This is a genomic window from Pseudomonas sp. FP2294, from assembly GCF_030687625.1.
GTDB classification, from domain to species: Bacteria; Pseudomonadota; Gammaproteobacteria; order Pseudomonadales; family Pseudomonadaceae; genus Aquipseudomonas; species Aquipseudomonas shahriarae.
The window spans coordinates 92,721-110,042 of sequence record NZ_CP117441.1 but is presented as its reverse complement, the minus strand read 5'-3'; the positions used below and the strand labels follow the sequence as shown (position 1 = coordinate 110,042).

Annotated in this window: 16 protein-coding genes; 15 read left to right on the top strand and 1 reads right to left on the bottom strand. The window is 62.0% G+C overall.

Annotated elements, in window-relative coordinates:
* The first annotated feature begins 70 nt into the window (after positions 1-70).
* From PSH73_RS00530 to PSH73_RS00460, 15 genes are all read left to right on the top strand, one after another.
* Positions 71-1,564, top strand: coding sequence for an acetyl-CoA hydrolase/transferase family protein (locus PSH73_RS00530; protein ID WP_057957921.1), 1,494 nt, complete (start codon positions 71-73; stop codon positions 1,562-1,564).
* Between the two features lie 318 nt (positions 1,565-1,882).
* Positions 1,883-2,098: a DUF1127 domain-containing protein gene (locus PSH73_RS00525; protein ID WP_007911656.1), complete on the top strand. Its 216-nt coding sequence runs from the start codon at positions 1,883-1,885 to the stop codon at positions 2,096-2,098.
* A gap of 304 nt (positions 2,099-2,402) precedes the next feature.
* Positions 2,403-2,723, top strand: coding sequence for a DUF2388 domain-containing protein (locus tag PSH73_RS00520; RefSeq protein WP_057442142.1), 321 nt, complete (start codon positions 2,403-2,405; stop codon positions 2,721-2,723).
* Between the two features lie 113 nt (positions 2,724-2,836).
* Positions 2,837-3,145 carry a DUF2388 domain-containing protein gene (locus PSH73_RS00515; RefSeq protein WP_057442140.1) on the top strand — a complete coding sequence of 103 codons (309 nt, stop codon included), beginning with the start codon at positions 2,837-2,839 and terminating at the stop codon, positions 3,143-3,145.
* A gap of 26 nt (positions 3,146-3,171) precedes the next feature.
* Positions 3,172-3,492, top strand: a complete 321-nt coding sequence (locus tag PSH73_RS00510; protein WP_057442137.1) for a DUF2388 domain-containing protein — start codon at positions 3,172-3,174, stop codon at positions 3,490-3,492.
* Positions 3,489-5,450 (top strand): DUF4105 domain-containing protein, encoded by a 1,962-nt coding sequence (locus tag PSH73_RS00505; protein WP_198791841.1) that lies wholly within the window; start codon positions 3,489-3,491, stop codon positions 5,448-5,450. Before PSH73_RS00510 ends, PSH73_RS00505 begins: the two co-directional genes overlap by 4 nt.
* 336 nt (positions 5,451-5,786) lie before the next feature.
* Entirely contained in the window at positions 5,787-7,094 is a 1,308-nt protein-coding gene (locus PSH73_RS00500; protein WP_057442133.1) for a CitMHS family transporter, read from the top strand.
* A 65-nt stretch (positions 7,095-7,159) separates the two neighbouring features.
* Positions 7,160-7,927, top strand: coding sequence for a TerC family protein (locus tag PSH73_RS00495; RefSeq protein WP_057442131.1), 768 nt, complete (start codon positions 7,160-7,162; stop codon positions 7,925-7,927).
* Positions 7,928-8,138: 211 nt separating this feature from the next.
* Positions 8,139-9,797, top strand: coding sequence for a Na/Pi cotransporter family protein (locus PSH73_RS00490; protein ID WP_305461735.1), 1,659 nt, complete (start codon positions 8,139-8,141; stop codon positions 9,795-9,797).
* A gap of 146 nt (positions 9,798-9,943) precedes the next feature.
* Positions 9,944-11,326 (top strand): pitrilysin family protein, encoded by a 1,383-nt coding sequence (locus PSH73_RS00485; RefSeq protein ID WP_198799687.1) that lies wholly within the window; start codon positions 9,944-9,946, stop codon positions 11,324-11,326.
* A 72-nt stretch (positions 11,327-11,398) separates the two neighbouring features.
* The gene (locus PSH73_RS00480; protein ID WP_169989900.1) at positions 11,399-12,430 is read left to right on the top strand and encodes a DUF5924 family protein; all 1,032 of its coding nucleotides are present in this window, start codon (positions 11,399-11,401) and stop codon (positions 12,428-12,430) included.
* Between the two features lie 55 nt (positions 12,431-12,485).
* Positions 12,486-13,634, top strand: a complete 1,149-nt coding sequence (locus tag PSH73_RS00475) for an ABC transporter permease (RefSeq protein ID WP_057957915.1) — start codon at positions 12,486-12,488, stop codon at positions 13,632-13,634.
* A complete protein-coding gene (locus tag PSH73_RS00470) occupies positions 13,631-14,434 on the top strand; it encodes an ABC transporter ATP-binding protein (RefSeq protein WP_057439238.1) in 804 nt (267 codons plus the stop codon). Before PSH73_RS00475 ends, PSH73_RS00470 begins: the two co-directional genes overlap by 4 nt.
* 1 nt (position 14,435) lies before the next feature.
* Positions 14,436-15,374 carry an MlaD family protein gene (locus PSH73_RS00465; protein ID WP_057439239.1) on the top strand — a complete coding sequence of 313 codons (939 nt, stop codon included), beginning with the start codon at positions 14,436-14,438 and terminating at the stop codon, positions 15,372-15,374.
* Positions 15,371-15,982, top strand: coding sequence for an ABC-type transport auxiliary lipoprotein family protein (locus PSH73_RS00460; protein ID WP_120731156.1), 612 nt, complete (start codon positions 15,371-15,373; stop codon positions 15,980-15,982). Before PSH73_RS00465 ends, PSH73_RS00460 begins: the two co-directional genes overlap by 4 nt.
* A 70-nt stretch (positions 15,983-16,052) precedes the next feature.
* Here the strand turns inward: PSH73_RS00460 and PSH73_RS00455 are convergent, their stop codons facing one another.
* Entirely contained in the window at positions 16,053-17,282 is a 1,230-nt protein-coding gene (locus PSH73_RS00455; RefSeq protein WP_057957912.1) for a nucleoside recognition domain-containing protein, read from the bottom strand.
* Positions 17,283-17,322 lie beyond the last annotated feature (40 nt).

The window sequence follows — 17,322 nt, the reverse complement described above, 5'->3', positions numbered from 1 at the left end:
GGTAGCGGGACGAACGCCTTTGAAATCACTAGACTGCCCACCTTGCCTCCGTTGCCCGAGATAACAATCCATGTACCGTGATCGTATTCGCTTGCCTTCGCTGTTGAACAAGGTCATGAGCGCCGCCGATGCTGCCGCCCTGATCGAGGACGGTATGACCGTCGGCATGAGCGGCTTTACCCGCGCCGGTGAAGCCAAGGCTGTGCCCCACGCCCTGGCAGAACGCGCCAAGACCTCGCCCCTGAAAATCACCCTGATGACCGGCGCCAGCCTGGGCAACGACCTGGACAAGCAACTTACCGAAGCCGGCGTGCTGTCGCGCCGCATGCCGTTCCAGGTCGATAGCACGCTGCGCAAGGCGATCAATGCCGGCGAAGTAATGTTTATCGACCAGCATCTGTCGGAAACCGTCGAACAACTGCGTAACAACCAGCTCAAGCTGCCGGACATCGCAGTGATTGAAGCCGTGGCCATCACCGAGCAAGGCCATATCGTGCCCACCACCTCCGTGGGCAACTCGGCCAGTTTCGCGATTTTTGCCAAGCAGGTGATCATCGAGATCAACCTGGCGCACAATCCGAACCTCGAAGGCCTGCACGACATCTATATCCCGACCTACCGCCCGACCCGCACCCCGATCCCGCTGGTCAAGGTGGATGATCGCATCGGCAGCACCGCGATCCCGATCCCGCCAGAGAAGATCGTCGCCATCGTCATCACCAACCAGGCCGATTCCGCCTCCACGGTCACGCCGCCCGACAGCGACACCCAGTGGATCGCCAATCACCTGATCAACTTCCTCAAGCAGGAAGTGGACGCCGGGCGCATGACCAACAAGCTCGGCCCACTGCAGGCAGGTATCGGCAATATCGCCAACGCGGTGATGTGCGGCCTGATCGAATCGCCGTTCGAAGACCTGACTATGTACTCCGAAGTCCTCCAGGACTCGACCTTCGACCTGATTGACGCCGGCAAGCTGAGCTTTGCCTCCGGCAGTTCGATCACCTTGTCAGAGCGGCGCAATGCCGACGTGTTCGGCAACCTGGAGCGCTACAAAGACAAGCTGGTGCTGCGCCCGCAGGAAATCTCCAACCACCCGGAAGTGGTGCGGCGCCTGGGCATAATCGGCATCAACACGGCGCTGGAGTTCGACATCTACGGCAACGTCAACTCCACCCACATCTGCGGCACGCGGATGATGAACGGCATTGGCGGCTCGGGGGATTTCGCCCGCAACGCGCACCTGGCGATCTTTGTTACCAAATCCATTGCCAAGGGCGGGGCGATTTCCAGCGTGGTGCCGATGGTCAGCCATGTCGACCATACCGAGCATGACGTCGATATCCTCGTGACCGAGATCGGCCTGGCTGACCTGCGTGGCCTGGCGCCACGGGAGCGGGCACGGGTGATCATCGATAACTGCGTGCACCCGGACTACCGTGACGCCCTCAATAACTACTTCAACGCCGCCTGCGCCATCGGCGGGCATACCCCGCACATCCTGCGCGAAGCCTTGAGCTGGCACATCAACCTGGAAGAAACCGGGCACATGCTCAAAGGTTGATCAATACAGATCCGGGCGGATGCAAACACAGTTGCATTCGCTCGGAACTGAGCGCGGCATCTTTTAAAAAAACTGTACTACTGTACCGGTCATTTCCTACCGAAAAACCCTACGCCCGCTCTCCAAAACGCCTAAAACGCACCAAATAAGTGCCGACAGGTACAGTTGCCCCATTTCCGTACAGTACAGCCGCTATAAACAGTTAACTGGCCCCTCACAATACAGGTGAACTGTATCTAGAGAGTCTTGCGCCGGAGGAGGATCATTGGCATCAGTTAAACCACTACCTAATCCCGCCACAAGCGGAAGGATGTCATCATGGAACGTACACTCAGTTCCGAACTGTTCTTCGAAGATAAAGCTGTAAACACCCAGGCTTCCCTGCCTCTGCGCGTTATCGCCAACCTGATGTTGTGGCAGCGCCGCATCTCCAGCCGCCATCAACTGGCTCGTCTGGACTCGCGTCTGCTGGCCGATGCCGGGATCAGCGAAGCTCAACGCTACGAAGAGCTGAGCAAGCCGTTCTGGCGCTGATTTAGCGCCCGCTGGCCCTGACCTAACAGGTCCACAGCCAGCAACCCGAATTGTTGTAGCAGAACCCGCCCCGGGTAACCGGAGGCGGGTTTTGTGGTTTCTGGGAGGCTGAAAAGTCAGTGCTCAGCCTCGCAACAAGTACAGTTTCATTAATTTAAGAATCGACCAGTACAATTTTATAACGATCGTTTTGTACTACCCCAATAGCCTTTCCGGGCAACGACTTCTCACTGCGTACTACCCGAACAGATAGGCGCCCGCTACTATCGCGTCATTAGTTCGTCCCATACACAGGAGTCACCCCATGTCCCGTCTTCGTTTGCTGAGCGCTGCAGCCCTGCTTGCCGTCGCCGCCAATGCCAGCGCCACCAGCCTGATTGTGACCACCGACTCGATTGTGGGCGCGCTTAAAGCCACGTCCGATGCCAGCTCCGATGCCACATCGTCCCTGCGCGACAACAAGGTCGTACGTGCTGCCCGTGACGATGCCGCCAGCTTCGTCGCCAGTGAAGGCGCGATCCGTGGCGTGAAGCTGGAAAGCGCCCTGGCGCAGATCCGCCAACAGGCGCCACAACTCAATGCGGCCACGGATGTGCAACTGGCCCAGGCGATCCTGGCCATCTGAGCCGGAGCTGTTTTGTAGGAGCCGGCAAGCCAGCTCCTACATAGAGGTGCCCGCGCTGGCTCTCGCCCAGGCATTACGCTAGCCTTGGCGCTCGTTTTCAGTTGTCGAGTCCCATGGCTTTTTCATACCGTTTGTTGATTGTTCCTACAGTGCTTGCCGTGTGCGGGGCCGGGCCTGCCCAGGCCTTTGATGTGTCCACGCAAGGCCTCGTCGCCAGTGCCTATGCCACCAGCAAAGTGACCTCGGCGCCGTTCGACCGTAAATTGCTACTGGCCGCCCAGGATGACGCTGCCGCGTTTATTGCCACTGACGGCCAATGGCGGGGCGCCCGACTGGAAAGTGCACTGGATTATCTGCGTCGCACCCAACCAAAACTTAAGTCCAGTGACCTTGAACTGGCCCAGGCAATTCTCGTCCAATAATCATCCTTTCTCTTTGGAGTCATTCCATGCGTCGCCCGTTGATCGCTGCTGTTCTCGGCCTGTTCCTGCTGGCCGATATCGCCCAGGCTCAAACCCTCGTGGCTACCAGTAACATCATTGTTCGTGCCTTCGGCCGCACCATTGATTTCACCTCGGACACCACCACCTCCATCCGTGACTCCAAAGTCGTGCGCGAAGCCCACGACGATGCCGCCAGCTTTGTCGCCAGCAATGGCGATATCCGTGGCGCGCAACTGGAAGCCGCCTTCGACACCCTGCGCACCCGCGTGCCAGAAGCCCGCGACGCCAGCGACCAGGTCCTCGCCGAAGCCATCCTCGCATTGTGAGGCGCTTCACCGCCTGGCTATTGGCTGCGACGGTACTGCTGGCAGGCAGCGCCGCCCAGGCCAGCCTGCAACTACGGCTCAAGACCGACGGCTTGAGCCCAGCCCAACAGCAGGCCAGCCAGGCATTGCTTGATGAAGCCATGCAGGCGCTGCCGCCGCGCTTCATCGAGCAACTGGACCGGCGCATCGACGTCGGCTGGACCGACGAGATGCCCGCCAATGCCTATGGCCAGGCGTCACTGGTCTCGGAACTGGACCTCAACCGCAAGCTGCTGGCCAGCCTCACGGACGGCACCGCCGCCACCCAGCAGACTCTGCGCCCCCATGGCACCGTGCGCCGGGAACTGCTCGCCACTGTGCTACATGAGCTGACCCACATCTATGACCGTGCGCGCCTGTGGCCCAAGGACCAGCGCTCGCTGATCCAGCGCTGCAGCCGCCAGAACAACATCACCGGCCTGATTGGCCTGCCCGATCAATGCCGTGGCCAGAATGACCGCCGTTTCACCCTCAGCGACGACCCGCGCTTGCTCGACCTGGCCGGCTGGCCGCAATACGTCGGCCGCCGTGGCGAGCGCGAGCAACACAATCGGCAAGTGGCCCGTAGTCCGGACCTGTACGAAATCACCAACCCCAAGGAGTTCGTCGCGGTCAACATGGAGTACTTCCTCCTCGACCCGAGCTACGCCTGCCGCCGTCCTGCGCTGTATCGCTACTACCAGGCACACTTCGGCTGGGCCCCGCCGGCCAAGGACACCTGCGCCAACACTTTCGCCTTCCTCAATGCCGGTAACGATTTTGCCAAGACGCCCTTGGGCCAGGTCGATCCCGAGCGCGTGTACGCCATCGACTACCTGCTGGCCGAGGCCAACCAGAACCTGGTGAGCCGCTGGGGCCACAGCATGCTGCGCCTGGTGATCTGCGCCCCGGGCCGCCCCCGTGGCCCGGATTGCCGCCTGGACCTGGACCAGCACTTGGTGTTGTCCTACCGCGCATTCGTGGGCGACGTGCAGCTATCGAGTTGGGACGGACTGGTAGGCAAGTACCCCTCACGTCTGTTTGTACTGCCCCTGGCCCAGGTGATCGACGAATACACCAAGACCGAACTGCGCGGCCTGGCGTCGGTGCCCTTGATCCTCACGCGCCAGGAGATCAACGACACCGTCGAACACGCCGCCGAAATGCACTGGAGCTACGACGGCAATTACTACTTCCTCTCCAACAACTGCGCGGTCGAAGGCCTGAAACTGCTGCGCAGCGGCAGCGCCAACCCGCAACTGACCACCCTGGACAACATCACCCCCAACGGTTTGCTCGAAGTGCTCAAGGCCCGTGGGCTGGCCGACACCAGCGTGCTGGATGACCGCCGCGAAGCCTTGCGCCTGGGCTATCACTTCGACTCCTTCCGCGAGCGCTACCAGGCGATGTTCGAGGTGCTGAAGAAACACCTGCCGATCCCGCAGACCCAGGTCGAAGACTGGCTGGCCTTGAGCGCCGAGCAACGCAGGACCTGGTTCGACAAGGCTGACCTGCGCACCAGCGCCGCCTTGCTGCTGCTGGAACAGGCCAGCTTTCGCAAACAGCTGATGCTCGCCCAGGACGAGGTCAAGCAACGCTACCTCGGTGCCCGTGAGCTGAAGAACGGCGGCATGGCCAAGGCCGATGCCACCTTGCAGCAGATCCTCGCCAACAGCGGCTTCCTCAGCCGCCCGGCGGAGCTGCTCGGCAGCGGCGGCTATGGATTGCCCCAACCCAAGGAGTGGCAACGCCTGGAGTCGGAAAGCGCATCACGCCAGAAACAGCTGCAATCGTTGACCGGCGACCTGGACAAAGAGGTGAGGGCACTGCTGGAGCCTTCGCGGGCTGCAGAGATTGCCGCCTGCGAGGCCAATCTCAAGCAGGTGGGCGAACATCTGCGGGCCTTGCACAAGGCGGCCGGTGGCCTGCAACTGCCTTAAGGTCAACAGCATCGCGGGCAAGCCCGCGATAGCGCCCTTACAGACATCAAAACCAGACCAATCCCACGAAGCATCTGTTCATCGCCTGTTTACCCAGCGAAAGCTGGCTGAAAGCTTTCGCGATTAGGATCGCCCTCACTACCGGCAATAGACCGGTTGGCCAACCTGAGCTTTTCTACGCCCAGGGGCCCAATTAACAACAACAATGGTGATTCTGATGTCCGCTCCTACCCGCCTGTTTTTCCCGACTCCCCCCGTACGCCTCGCGCTTTTCGTTCTGCGCTGACCCCAACCCGGTTCGCCATTCCCTAGCCGCGCTACGCCTGGAGTATTCCTATGCTGACTTTCCTTGGCTTTGCCATGGTCATCACGTTCATGTTCCTGATCATGACCAAGCGCCTGTCGGCGCTGATCGCCCTGATCATCGTGCCGATCCTGTTCGCGCTGTTCGGTGGCTTTGCGCCAAAGATCGGCCCGATGATGCTCGAAGGCATCACCAAGCTCGCGCCCACCGGCGTGATGCTGATGTTTGCCATCCTCTACTTTGCCTTGATGATCGACTCTGGCCTGTTTGACCCGGCCGTGCGCAAGATCCTCAAGCTGGTCAAGGGCGACCCGCTTAAAGTCGCCGTCGGTACTGCCGTACTGGCACTGGTGGTGTCCCTGGATGGCGACGGTGCCACCACTTACATGATCTGCGTGGCCGCCATGCTGCCGCTGTACAAGCGCATTGGCATGAGCCCGCGGATCATGGCCGGCCTGATCATCCTCGCCGGTGGCGTGATGAACATGACGCCCTGGGGCGGCCCGACCGCCCGCGCCGCCAGTGCGCTGCACGTGGACCCCTCGGATATTTTCGTACCGATGATCCCGGCCATGGCCGCCGGCGTGGTCGCCATTCTGGTAATCGCCTATATGTACGGCCTGCGCGAGCGTGCTCGTCTGGGTGTGCTGCACTTGCAAGGCGATGAAGTCGACCATAGCGAAATCAGCGTCTCGCAGTTCCCCGATGCCCGTCGCCCGAAACTGATCTGGTTCAACGGCGCCCTGACCCTGGCCCTGATGTGCACCCTGATCGCCGGCCTGTTGCCGCTGCCTGTGCTGTTCATGGTGGCCTTCAGTATCGCGATGATCGTCAACTACCCGTGCCTGCAGCAGCAGAAAGACCGCGTTGCCGCCCACTCGGGCAGCGTGCTGGCAGTGGTCGGCCTGATCTTCGCCGCGGGTATCTTCACCGGCATCCTGTCGGGCACTGGCATGGTCGACGCCATGTCCAAGAGCCTGCTGGCGGTCATCCCTGAGGCTCTGGGCCCGTACCTGGCGGTGATCACCGCGCTGGTGAGCATGCCGTTCACCTTCTTCATGTCCAACGATGCGTTCTACTACGGCGTACTGCCGGTATTGGCCGAAGCCGCCAGCCACTACGGAATCACCGCCGCAGAAATGGGCCGTGCCTCAATCGTTGGCCAGCCGGTACACTTGCTCAGCCCGCTGGTGCCCTCGACTTACCTGTTGGTCGCCCTGGCCGGTATCGAATTTGGCGATCACCAACGCTTCACCCTGAAGTGGGCAGTATTGGTATGCCTGTGCATAATGTTCGCTGCATTGTTGTTGGGCACATTCCCGCTGTTCAGCACTCTATAATCGTAACAACCCACTGCGCCGGTCCTACTGCCGGCGCGGTCTAACACTCGCGCAAAGGAACACATATGGAATGGCTGACCAATCCGGAGATCTGGATTGCCTTCTTCACCTTGACGGCTCTCGAGATCGTCCTGGGCATCGATAACATCATCATGATTTCGATCCTGGTCAGCCGTATGCCCAAGCATATGCAGGCGCGCACCCGGATCTTCGGCCTGGCCCTGGCCATGGTCACGCGGATCCTGTTGCTGCTGTCGATCACCTGGGTCATGCAATTGACCGCCGACTTGTTCACCATTGCAGGCCAGGGTATTTCCGGTCGCGACCTGATCCTGTTCTTCGGCGGCCTGTTCCTCCTGTGGAAAAGCTCCCAGGAGATGTACCACGCCCTGGAAGGTGAAGACGAAACCCACGAAGAGCCGAAAGGCAAGGGTGGCAAGTTCATCTACACCATCATCCAGATCGCGATCATCGACATCGTGTTCTCCCTGGATTCGGTGATTACCGCCGTGGGTATGGTTTCCCACGTTCCGGTCATGGTCGCGGCGATCATCGTAGCGGTACTGGTGATGATGCTGGCAGCTGGCACCATCAGTGAGTTCATCGACAAGCACCCGTCGCTGAAAATGCTCGCGCTGTCGTTCCTGTTGATCGTGGGTACCGTGCTGATCGCTGAATCCTTCGACGTCCACGTGCCAAAAGGCTACGTGTACTTCGCCATGGCGTTCTCCCTGGCGGTAGAAGCGGTCAACATCAAGATGCGTAGCGCCATCGCGAAGAAGAAAAAGCAGCAGGATCCAGTGAAACTGCGCAAGGACATTCCGGGCCAGTAAACCTGCGATGACCGAATGAGGGGCCCCATGCGGGCCCCTTTTTTTCGCCTGCAAAAAGCTGATTTCATGACAGTTTTGTTTCAAAGCCGACTTTAGCTATGCGATGCTGGCGCACAGGCCGTTCGCCAACTACAGCTTAAGTACACAACCCAAAACGGCACGCGGCACTTTTTGCTCCACTTCGAGCACGACTCAATACAGGGGGCCGAGCATGCTGACCCTGCTCAATCTTCTTTCTGCGGTAACCCTGCTGATCTGGGGCACGCATATCGTCCGTACTGGCATCCTGCGGGTCTACGGTTCCAACCTGCGCCAAGTCATCGGGCAGAACATGGCCAGGCGCTGGCTGGCGTTCATTGCCGGGATCCTGGTGACCGCCATGGTGCAAAGCAGCAACGCCACGGCGATGCTGGTGACCTCGTTTGTCGGCCAGGGCCTGATGGGCCTGACCCCCGCCCTGGCGACCATGCTCGGTGCCGACGTCGGTACCGCATTGATGGCGCGGGTGCTGACCCTGGATCTGTCGTGGCTGTCGCCGCTGCTGATCTTTCTCGGGGTGATCTTCTTCCTGTCGCGCAAGCAGACACGCGCCGGGCAGATGGGGCGGGTGGGGATCGGCCTGGGCCTGATCATTCTCGCCCTGCAACTGATCGTTGAAGCCGCCGGGCCGATTACCCAGGCCCAAGGCGTCAAAGTGCTGTTCGCCTCGCTGACCGGCGACATTCTGCTCGATGCCCTGGTGGGCGCGCTGTTTGCGATGATTTCCTACTCCAGCCTGGCCGCCGTGCTGCTGACCGCGACCCTGGCCGGCGCCGGGGTGATTGGCCTGCATGTGGCCATCGGCCTGGTGATCGGCGCCAATATCGGCAGCGGCGTGCTGGCCTTCCTCAGCACCAGCATGCAAAACGCCGCCGGCCGCCAAGTGGCCCTGGGCAGCCTGCTGTACAAGCTGATCGGCCTGTTGCTGATCATTCCCGTGCTTGACCCGCTGGTGCAGTGGATGGACACCCTGGACTACAGCGCCCAGGGCATGGTCATCACCTTTCACCTGCTCTACAACGTCACCCGCTGCCTGATCCTGCTGCCGACTATCGGCCCCATGGCACGCCTGTGTGCCTGGCTGCTGCCGGAGCGCCCAGAGGCCAATGGCCTGGCCAAACCCCGCCATCTCGACCCCACGGCGTTGTCCACGCCGAGCCTGGCCCTGGCCAATGCCGCGCGGGAAACCCTGCGCCTAGGCGACCTGATCGACAACATGCTGACCGCCATGCTGGAAGTGCTGCGCGGCAAACAAACCGCGATCACCCAGGAAATGCGCAGCCTCAGCGATGATGTCGAGGCGCTCTACAGCGCGATCAAGCTGTACCTGGCGCAAATGCCTCGGGAGGACCTCAGCGAGCACGACAGCCGGCGCTGGGCCGAAATCATCGAGCTGTCGATCAACCTGAAGCTGGCCCGCGACTTGATCGAGCGCATGCTGCGCAAGGTCCAGCAGCAGAAAACCTCCCAGCGTCGCTCGTTTTCCGAAGTCGGGCTGGAGGAACTGGCCGACCTGCACAGCCAGTTGATCTCCAACCTGCGCCTGGGCCTGTCGGTATTCCTCAGCGCCGACCCGGAAAGCGCCCGCCAATTACTGCGCGAGAAGCGCCGCTTTCGCGCCCAGGAACGGCGCCTGGCCCACGCCCACGTCAGCCGCCTGCAACGCAAGATCGTGCAAAGTATCGAGACCAGCTCCCTGCACCTGGAGCTGATTGCCGACATGAAACGCCTGAACTCGTTGTTTTGCAGCAGTGCTTATGTAGTGTTGGAAACCTCCGAGACCGGCGCGCTGGCAGCGGACAATATTGCCGACATCACCCATTCGCCCTGAACGAACCGCACGCCCGGGGAGTCAGTTAAAAACACCGCCCAACCAATGTGGGAGCGGGCTTGCCCGCGATAGCGGTGTGTCAGCAGAAAAATGCATGCCTGACACACTGGCTGCTCCCAAAGTCATCACCCGCCAGGAACCCCGTTATGCGTCGCCTGTTATTCGCCTGCCTGCTCATAGGCTCGGCCCACGCCTTTGCCTTTGACCGCTTGCAGGTCGAAGGCTATCTGTTGCCCAACGGCCTGCAGTTGCTGCTCAAGCCGGGCACCGAACGTGGGCACGTGGCGATCCGCCTGGTGGTCGGTGTAGGCCTGGACGACTTCAGTTGCGCGGACAAGGAACTGCCGCACCTGCTGGAGCACCTGCTATTCAGCGGCATCAATGGCGGCGGCGAGGGCGAACTGGAAGAACAGATGCAGGCCCTGGGCGGGGAGTGGAACGCCTACACCAGCAATGCCGACACCACCTTCGTCATCGAAGCCCCGGCGCGCAACCAGCGCAAGGTGCTGGACCTGCTGATGGCAATCGTGACCCGTACCGAGCTGAGCGACGCCGCAATCAACGCGGCCAAACAGGTGGTGGAGCGCGAAGACGGCGGCCACTCTTCGCACCTGCAACGCCTGCTGGATCGCCAGGACCTGGGCCACAACGCCAGCAATCAACTGGCGGTGGAACTGGGCCTCAAATGCGCCGAGCGTGCCGAAGTCGAGCACCTGACCCGCGCCCAGTTGGAAAAGGTACGCCAGGACTGGTACGCCCCCAACAACATGACCCTGATCATCGTCGGCGACCTCGACAAACTGCTCCCGGCCTATCTGGAACGCACCTATGGCCAGCTCGAGCCGGTAGACCCCAGTGAACACCGGGCCTTACCGCAAACCCTTGAGGCCGCAGCGACCCAGCGTGACCTGGTCCGTGGCTGGGTCGGCGATGGCGCCAAGCTGCACTGGCTGTTTCCCGAGCCGATACTGGACGACCAGCACGACGCGACCTACGACCTGCTCAAGGACTATCTGGATTGGACGTTGTATCGCCAGTTGCGCCTGCAGCATGGCCTGTCCTACGGCCCGCGGAGCGAGCGCGAAGTGCTGGGCGGCGTGGGGTTCATGAGCCTGAACGCCGACCTGGACCGCGACAACCTGCCTGAAGCCGAACACGTCCTCGAAAACCTCAAGGCCAAGCTGCTTGAGGATGGCCTCGACCGAGTCACCTTTAGCCGCCTGCAACAAGCTGCCATCGACCGCCAGGCATGGGCCGTGCAGGGCAACAGTGGCCTGGCCGACTATTACTGGGGCGCCTTGGCCGACTACGCCGATGGCCGCTTCAGCGACCCGGCCAAGCGCATCAAGGCCGTAAGCCTGGCGCAAACCAACCAGGCTATGCGCCAGTTGCTCAACCAGCCCGGCTACTGGCGCATCGAAAAGCCGTTGCTCAGTTACGACGCCCTGGGCTGGATCGCCGCAGGCGTGCTGGGGCTGATTACCATTGGGCTGATTGGCGTGCTCCGTTATCGCAAAGCAGTTGCGTAATCGCACGCCACTCAGAGGGCTAAGACGTTATTCTGTCTGGGATTTTTTCCTACAAAGACTGCGAACCGCCGAATGCCAAACCTGACCCATCTCATCCAGCGCATCCTCGAACTGATGAAGCGCTACCCAGGGGTGATCGCACTCGGCGGTTTTATCTCGGGGGTGGGCAGCTTTATCCTGGTGGACCGCCAGCAAGGCATGGCCAGCTGGATCGCGATCATCATGCTGGTGAGCTGGCTGTGGCTGATGCTGGAGAACAGCTTCACCCAGTTGTTCAGCAAGGTCTTCAAGCGGGAAATCCCCGAGCCGCTGCTGCGCTACGCCACGCAAATGATCCACCAGGAAAGCCTGTTTTTTGTCCTGCCATTCTTTTTTGTCACCACCACCTGGAACAGCAGCCAGGCAATCTTCACCGGTTTGCTGGGCGCCGCCGCACTCGTCTCGATCACCGACCCGCTGTACTACAAATGGCTGGCACCCAAGCGCTCGCTGTTTCTGGCGCTGCACACCCTGACCCTATTTGCCGCCTTGCTCACCGCGTTGCCGATCATCCTGCACCTGACCACCGCCGAAAGTTACAAACTGGCCCTGGGCGTAGCGATGGCCTTGTCGATCCCCAGCCTGGCAGTAAGCCTGCCACTGCGCAGCGTCAAGGGGTGGCTGATGCTGCTGGGCGTGACGGCGGCGATCGGTTGCGCGGGCTGGTTCCTGCGCAGTTGGGTGCCGCCGGCGACCCTGTGGATGAGCGAAGTGGCAATCAGCACCCAATTGCAGGACCGTACCCCCGGCGATGACCTCAAGGAAGTCAGCGCCAGCCAACTGCGCAGCAGCGGCCTGTACGCCTACACCGCGATCAACGCACCGCGCGGCCTGGACGAGCGCATCTACCATGTGTGGCAGTTCAACGGCAAAGAGGTCGACCGCATTGCCCTGGACATCCATGGCGGGCGCAAGGAAGGCTATCGGGCCTGGACGCACAAGCAGAACTTCCCGGCGAATGCCGCGGGCCGCTGGCAAGTGCGGGTGCTGACCGAAGATGGCCAGGTGATCGGCGTGTTGCGCTTTAAAGTCACGGACACAGCACCAACGGACACGCCAAAGTAGGATGGATCGTGCTATTACATAGCAATTGTGGAATAGCCAAACAAGCTCGGAGCTTATGACCAGTAGCACAACGGCAGGCAATGCCCACCTGGACGCGTCCACCCAACCGCCCCAACTCAGGGTCACCGGGGACTGGACGCTGGCCCACTACAGCGCCCTCAAGCGGTTGTCGGCGAGCCTCGACGGCCAGTACGACGCCAGCACCCGCGTCGACCTCAACGGCCTGGGCGCGCTAGACACTGCCGGCGCCTCGCTGCTCGTGGAACTGTTGGGGCCCGAGCGCATCGAGCACTCCGCCGAACAGTCCGACTGCAGTCTGCCCGCCGCCGACCGCGCGCTGCTCAAGACCGTCTACCGCTCCCTGAATGATTTCTGTGTGCCCGTCAAAGAGCCGCAGGAAAGCGCCGGCATCCAACTGCTGGCGCGCATCGGCGGCGCGGTGGATACCGTCTGGCAAGATGCCATGAAGCTGCTCGGCTTTATCGGCCTGATCCTCGAAACCCTCGCCCGTGGCGTGTTCCGGCCCAAGCGCTGGCGCCTGACGCCGATGGTGGCGCATATCGAACAGACCGGGCTCGACGCCGCGCCTATCGTCGCCTTGCTGACCTTTCTGGTGGGCGCCGTGGTTGCGTTTCTCGGCGCCACGGTGCTGGAAAGTTTCGGCGCAAGTATTTTCACCGTGGACCTGGTGGCGTTCTCCTTCCTGCGGGAGTTTGGCGTCCTTCTCACGGCAATCCTGATGGCCGGCCGTACCGCCAGTGCCTTCACCGCGCAGATCGGCTCGATGAAGGCCAACGAAGAAATCGACGCCATCCGCACACTGGGCCTGGACCCCATGGAGTTGCTGGTGCTGCCCCGCGTTCTCGCGTTGCTGGTGGCGCTGCCGATGCTGACCTTCCTCGCCATGATCTCCGGAATTATCGGCGGCGGCGTGGTGTGCGCCGTGGCCCTGGATATTTCGCCGGCGATGTTCCTCTCGCTGCTGCAATCGGATATTGGCGTCCAGCATTTGCTGGTGGGCCTGGTCAAAGCGCCGTTCTTCGCCTTCCTGATCGCCGCCATTGGCTGCCTGGAAGGCTTCAAGGTCAGCGGCAGCGCCGAATCGGTCGGTGCCCACACCACCTCTGCGGTGGTGCAATCAATTTTTGTGGTGATCGTGCTCGACGCGGTGGCCGCATTGTTCTTTATGGAGATGGGCTGGTGAGCCGTTTACAGCGTGCGCCCAGCGAGGCGGTGATCGAAGTCCGTGGCCTGTGCAACCGCTTTGGCCCGCAAAGCGTGCATGAAAACCTCGACCTGGACCTGTACAAGGGCGAAATCCTCGCCGTGGTCGGCGGCTCGGGCAGCGGCAAGTCGGTGCTGTTGCGCAGCATCGTCGGCCTGCGCCAGCCCAGTGAAGGCCAGGTGCGGGTCTTCGGGCAGAACCTGCCGAGCCTGGCGGAGCACGAGCGTTCCCTGGTGGAGCGGCGTTTCGGTGTGCTGTTCCAGAAGGGCGCGCTGTTTTCTTCGCTGACGGTCACGGAGAACGTCGCCCTGCCATTGATCGAACACGCCGGTCTCAGCCGTGCCGATGCCGAGCACCTGGCAGCGGTGAAGCTGGCCCTGGCCGGGCTGCCGTTGTCGGCGGCCGACAAATACCCGTCGTCACTCTCGGGCGGGATGATCAAACGTGCGGCCCTGGCCCGCGCCCTGGCCCTGGACCCGGACATTCTGTTTCTCGATGAACCGACAGCCGGCCTCGACCCCATTGGCGCAGCAGCCTTCGACCAGTTGATCCTGACCCTGCGCGATGCCTTGGGCCTGAGTGTGCTGCTGATCACCCATGACCTGGACACGCTCTACACCATCACCGACCGCGTGGCGGTGCTGGCGCAGAAAAAGGTATTGGTGGCCGGAGCCATAGATGTTGTTTCGGAAACGGACGACGCCTGGATTCACGAATACTTTCATGGCCCACGGGGCCGTGCGGCACTGGATGCCGCTCAACAGCTTAACGAGGTATGACATGGAAACCCGAGCTCATCATGTGATGATCGGTCTGTTCAGCGTGATCGTTGTGGTCGGCGCCATGCTGTTCGGCTTGTGGCTGGCCAAGTCCAGCGTCGACAGCGCGTTCCAGGATTACGAAGTGATCTTCAACGAAGCGGTCAGCGGCCTGTCCCAGGGCAGCGCGGTGCAGTACAGCGGGATCAAGGTCGGTGATGTCACCAGCCTGCGCCTGGACCCGAAAGACCCACGTCGCGTCCTGGCACGCATCCGCCTGGCCGGGCAGACGCCGATCAAGGAAGACACCCAGGCCAAGCTGGCGCTGACTGGCATCACCGGCACCTCGATCATTCAACTGAGCGGCGGCACTCCGCAAAGCCCCGAACTCAAGGGCAAGAACGGCAACCTGCCGCAGATCACCGCCTCGCCATCGCCCATCGCCCGGCTGCTGAACAACAGCAATGACCTGATGACCAGCATCAACCTGCTGCTGCACAACGCCAACCGCATGTTCTCGCCCGCCAACGTCGATCGCCTGAGCGGCACCCTGGCACACCTGGAGCAGACCACCGGGGCCATCGCCGAGCAACGGGGCGATATCAAGGTGGTGATGCAGCAACTGGCCCAGGTCAGCAAACAGGCGGGCGCCACCCTGGAGCAGACCACCGCGCTGATGCGCAACGCCAACGGCCTGCTCAACGACCAGGGCAAACAGATGTTCGGCAGCGCCGAAGGGGCCATGCGCTCCCTGGAGCAAAGCACCGCGACCATCAACACCTTGTTGAGCGACAACAAAGAATCCCTGAACAGCGGCATGCAGGGCCTCAATGAACTGGCGCCGGCCGTGCGCGAACTGCGCGATACCCTCGGCTCCCTGCGGGCCATTTCCCGTCGCCTGGAAGCCAACCCCAGCGGGTACCTGCTGGGCAGTGACAAGAACAAGGAGTTCACGCCATGAAGCGTGCTTACCAAATGATCCTGCCAGTGGCCCTGGCCCTGGTCAGCGCCTGCTCGATCCTGCCCAAGGCCGATCCATCCAACGTCTATCGGCTACCGGCAGCCCAGGCCTCAGCCCATGGCAACCCGGGCACCTGGTCATTGCGCCTGGCCAAGCCGCAGGCCAGTGAATTCCTCGACAGCCCGCGCATTGCCGTGGTCCCCGAGGGCAACTTGATCAGCAGCTATGCCCAGTCGCGCTGGAGCGATCCGGCGCCGGTGTTGTTGCGCAACCGTCTGTTGGACGGTTTCCAGCGCGATGGCCGGGTGGCGTTCCTGAGCACCGATGACACCAACCTGCAGGCGGACTTCGATCTGGGCGGGCAGTTGCAGGCCTTCCAGAGCGAGTACCGGGGCGGGGCAGTGGAGGTGGTGATACGCCTGGACGCGCGACTGGTGCGCGGCAGTGACCAGCGGATCGTGGCGGCCAAGCGCTTTGAAGTGCGCCAGCCGGTGAGTGATACCCAGGTGCCAGCGGTGGTCGCCGGGTTTGGGTTGGCGGGGGATCAGTTGAACAAGCAGGTGGTGGATTGGGTGGTGGCGCAGGGCAATGCAGCGCCGAAACGCTGAGGGCCTCATCGCAGGCAAGCCAGCGCCCACATTCTGATGTGTGGGCTTGCCTGCGATAGCGATCTAAGCCTTAGCCAAAGAACCAGTAGCAAACGGTAATCGCCGCCACCACACCGGCCAACTCCGCGAGCAACGCACACCCCACCGCATGCCGCGCCCGCTGGATACCCACCGAGCCAAAGTACACCGCCAGCACATAGAAGGTGGTCTCGGTACTGCCCTGGATCGTCGCCGCCACCAGCGCCGCGAAGCTGTCCACTCCCTGGGTCTGCATGGTCTCGATCAGCATCGCCCGCGCCGCGCTGCCGGAGAAGGGCTTGACCATCGCCGTAGGCAAGGCGTCGACAAAACGCGTGTCCAGGCCGGCCCAGGCCACCAGGTGGCGAATGCCTTCCAGGCCAAACTCCAGCGCCCCGGAAGCACGCAGCACGCCGACCGCACACAACATCGCCACCAGGTACGGCAGCAGGTTCTTGGCAACGTCGAAGCCCTCTTTGGCACCTTCGACAAACGCTTCGTAGACCTTGACCTTGCGCAGCGCGCCGATCAGCAAGAACAGCATGATCAGGCCAAACAGCGTGAGGTTGCCGAGGATCGAGGACAAGCCTGCCAGGGCCGTCGCCGACATCGTGGCCAGCAAGGCCATAAAGCCACCCAGTACCAGCGCACCGGGGATCAGGTACGCCAGCACCACCGGGTCCCACAGGCGCAGGCGTTGCATCAGTGCTACCGACAGCAGGCCCACCAGGGTCGAGGCGCTGGTGGCCAGCAGGATCGGCAGGAACACCAGGGTCGGGTCGGGCGCGCCTTGCTGGGCGCGGTACATGAAGATCGTCACCGGCAGCAGGGTCAGGGAGGACGCGTTGAGCACCAGGAACAGGATCTGCGCGTTGGTCGCGGTGTTGGGGATCGGGTTGAGCTCTTGCAGCGCCTTCATGGCCTTGAGGCCGATCGGCGTCGCCGCGTTATCCAGGCCCAGGCCGTTGGCGGCAAAGTTGAGGGTGATCAGGCCGATGGCCGGGTGACCGGCCGGCACTTCCGGCATCAGCCGCAGGAACAGCGGGCCCAGAGCCTTGGCCAGCCACTCGACAATCCCGGCCTTCTCGGCGATGCGCAGAAAGCCCAGCCAGAGGGTCAGGGTACCGAACAGCAGCACCATCACTTCGACCGACAGCTTGGCCATGGCGAAGATACTCTCCACCATCGCCGCAAAGATCCCGGCATTGCCGCCCACCAGCCATTGCGCCAGCGCCGATACCATTGCCACGACAAAGAAGCCAAGCCACAGGCCATTAAGCATCAGTCACACCCCTTTAAATATGTGGCGAATGATAGCGGGG

Coding starts and splice junctions, on each gene's coding strand:
- PSH73_RS00465 (WP_057439239.1), top strand. CDS start 14,436: ATGGAAACCCGAGCTCATCATGTGATGATCGGTCTGTTCAGCGTGATC.
- PSH73_RS00495 (WP_057442131.1), top strand. CDS start 7,160: ATGGAATGGCTGACCAATCCGGAGATCTGGATTGCCTTCTTCACCTTG.
- PSH73_RS00475 (WP_057957915.1), top strand. CDS start 12,486: ATGACCAGTAGCACAACGGCAGGCAATGCCCACCTGGACGCGTCCACC.
- PSH73_RS00510 (WP_057442137.1), top strand. CDS start 3,172: ATGCGTCGCCCGTTGATCGCTGCTGTTCTCGGCCTGTTCCTGCTGGCC.
- PSH73_RS00530 (WP_057957921.1), top strand. CDS start 71: ATGTACCGTGATCGTATTCGCTTGCCTTCGCTGTTGAACAAGGTCATG.
- PSH73_RS00520 (WP_057442142.1), top strand. CDS start 2,403: ATGTCCCGTCTTCGTTTGCTGAGCGCTGCAGCCCTGCTTGCCGTCGCC.
- PSH73_RS00485 (WP_198799687.1), top strand. CDS start 9,944: ATGCGTCGCCTGTTATTCGCCTGCCTGCTCATAGGCTCGGCCCACGCC.
- PSH73_RS00515 (WP_057442140.1), top strand. CDS start 2,837: ATGGCTTTTTCATACCGTTTGTTGATTGTTCCTACAGTGCTTGCCGTG.
- PSH73_RS00480 (WP_169989900.1), top strand. CDS start 11,399: ATGCCAAACCTGACCCATCTCATCCAGCGCATCCTCGAACTGATGAAG.
- PSH73_RS00460 (WP_120731156.1), top strand. CDS start 15,371: ATGAAGCGTGCTTACCAAATGATCCTGCCAGTGGCCCTGGCCCTGGTC.
- PSH73_RS00490 (WP_305461735.1), top strand. CDS start 8,139: ATGCTGACCCTGCTCAATCTTCTTTCTGCGGTAACCCTGCTGATCTGG.
- PSH73_RS00525 (WP_007911656.1), top strand. CDS start 1,883: ATGGAACGTACACTCAGTTCCGAACTGTTCTTCGAAGATAAAGCTGTA.
- PSH73_RS00500 (WP_057442133.1), top strand. CDS start 5,787: ATGCTGACTTTCCTTGGCTTTGCCATGGTCATCACGTTCATGTTCCTG.
- PSH73_RS00455 (WP_057957912.1), bottom strand. CDS start 17,282: ATGCTTAATGGCCTGTGGCTTGGCTTCTTTGTCGTGGCAATGGTATCG.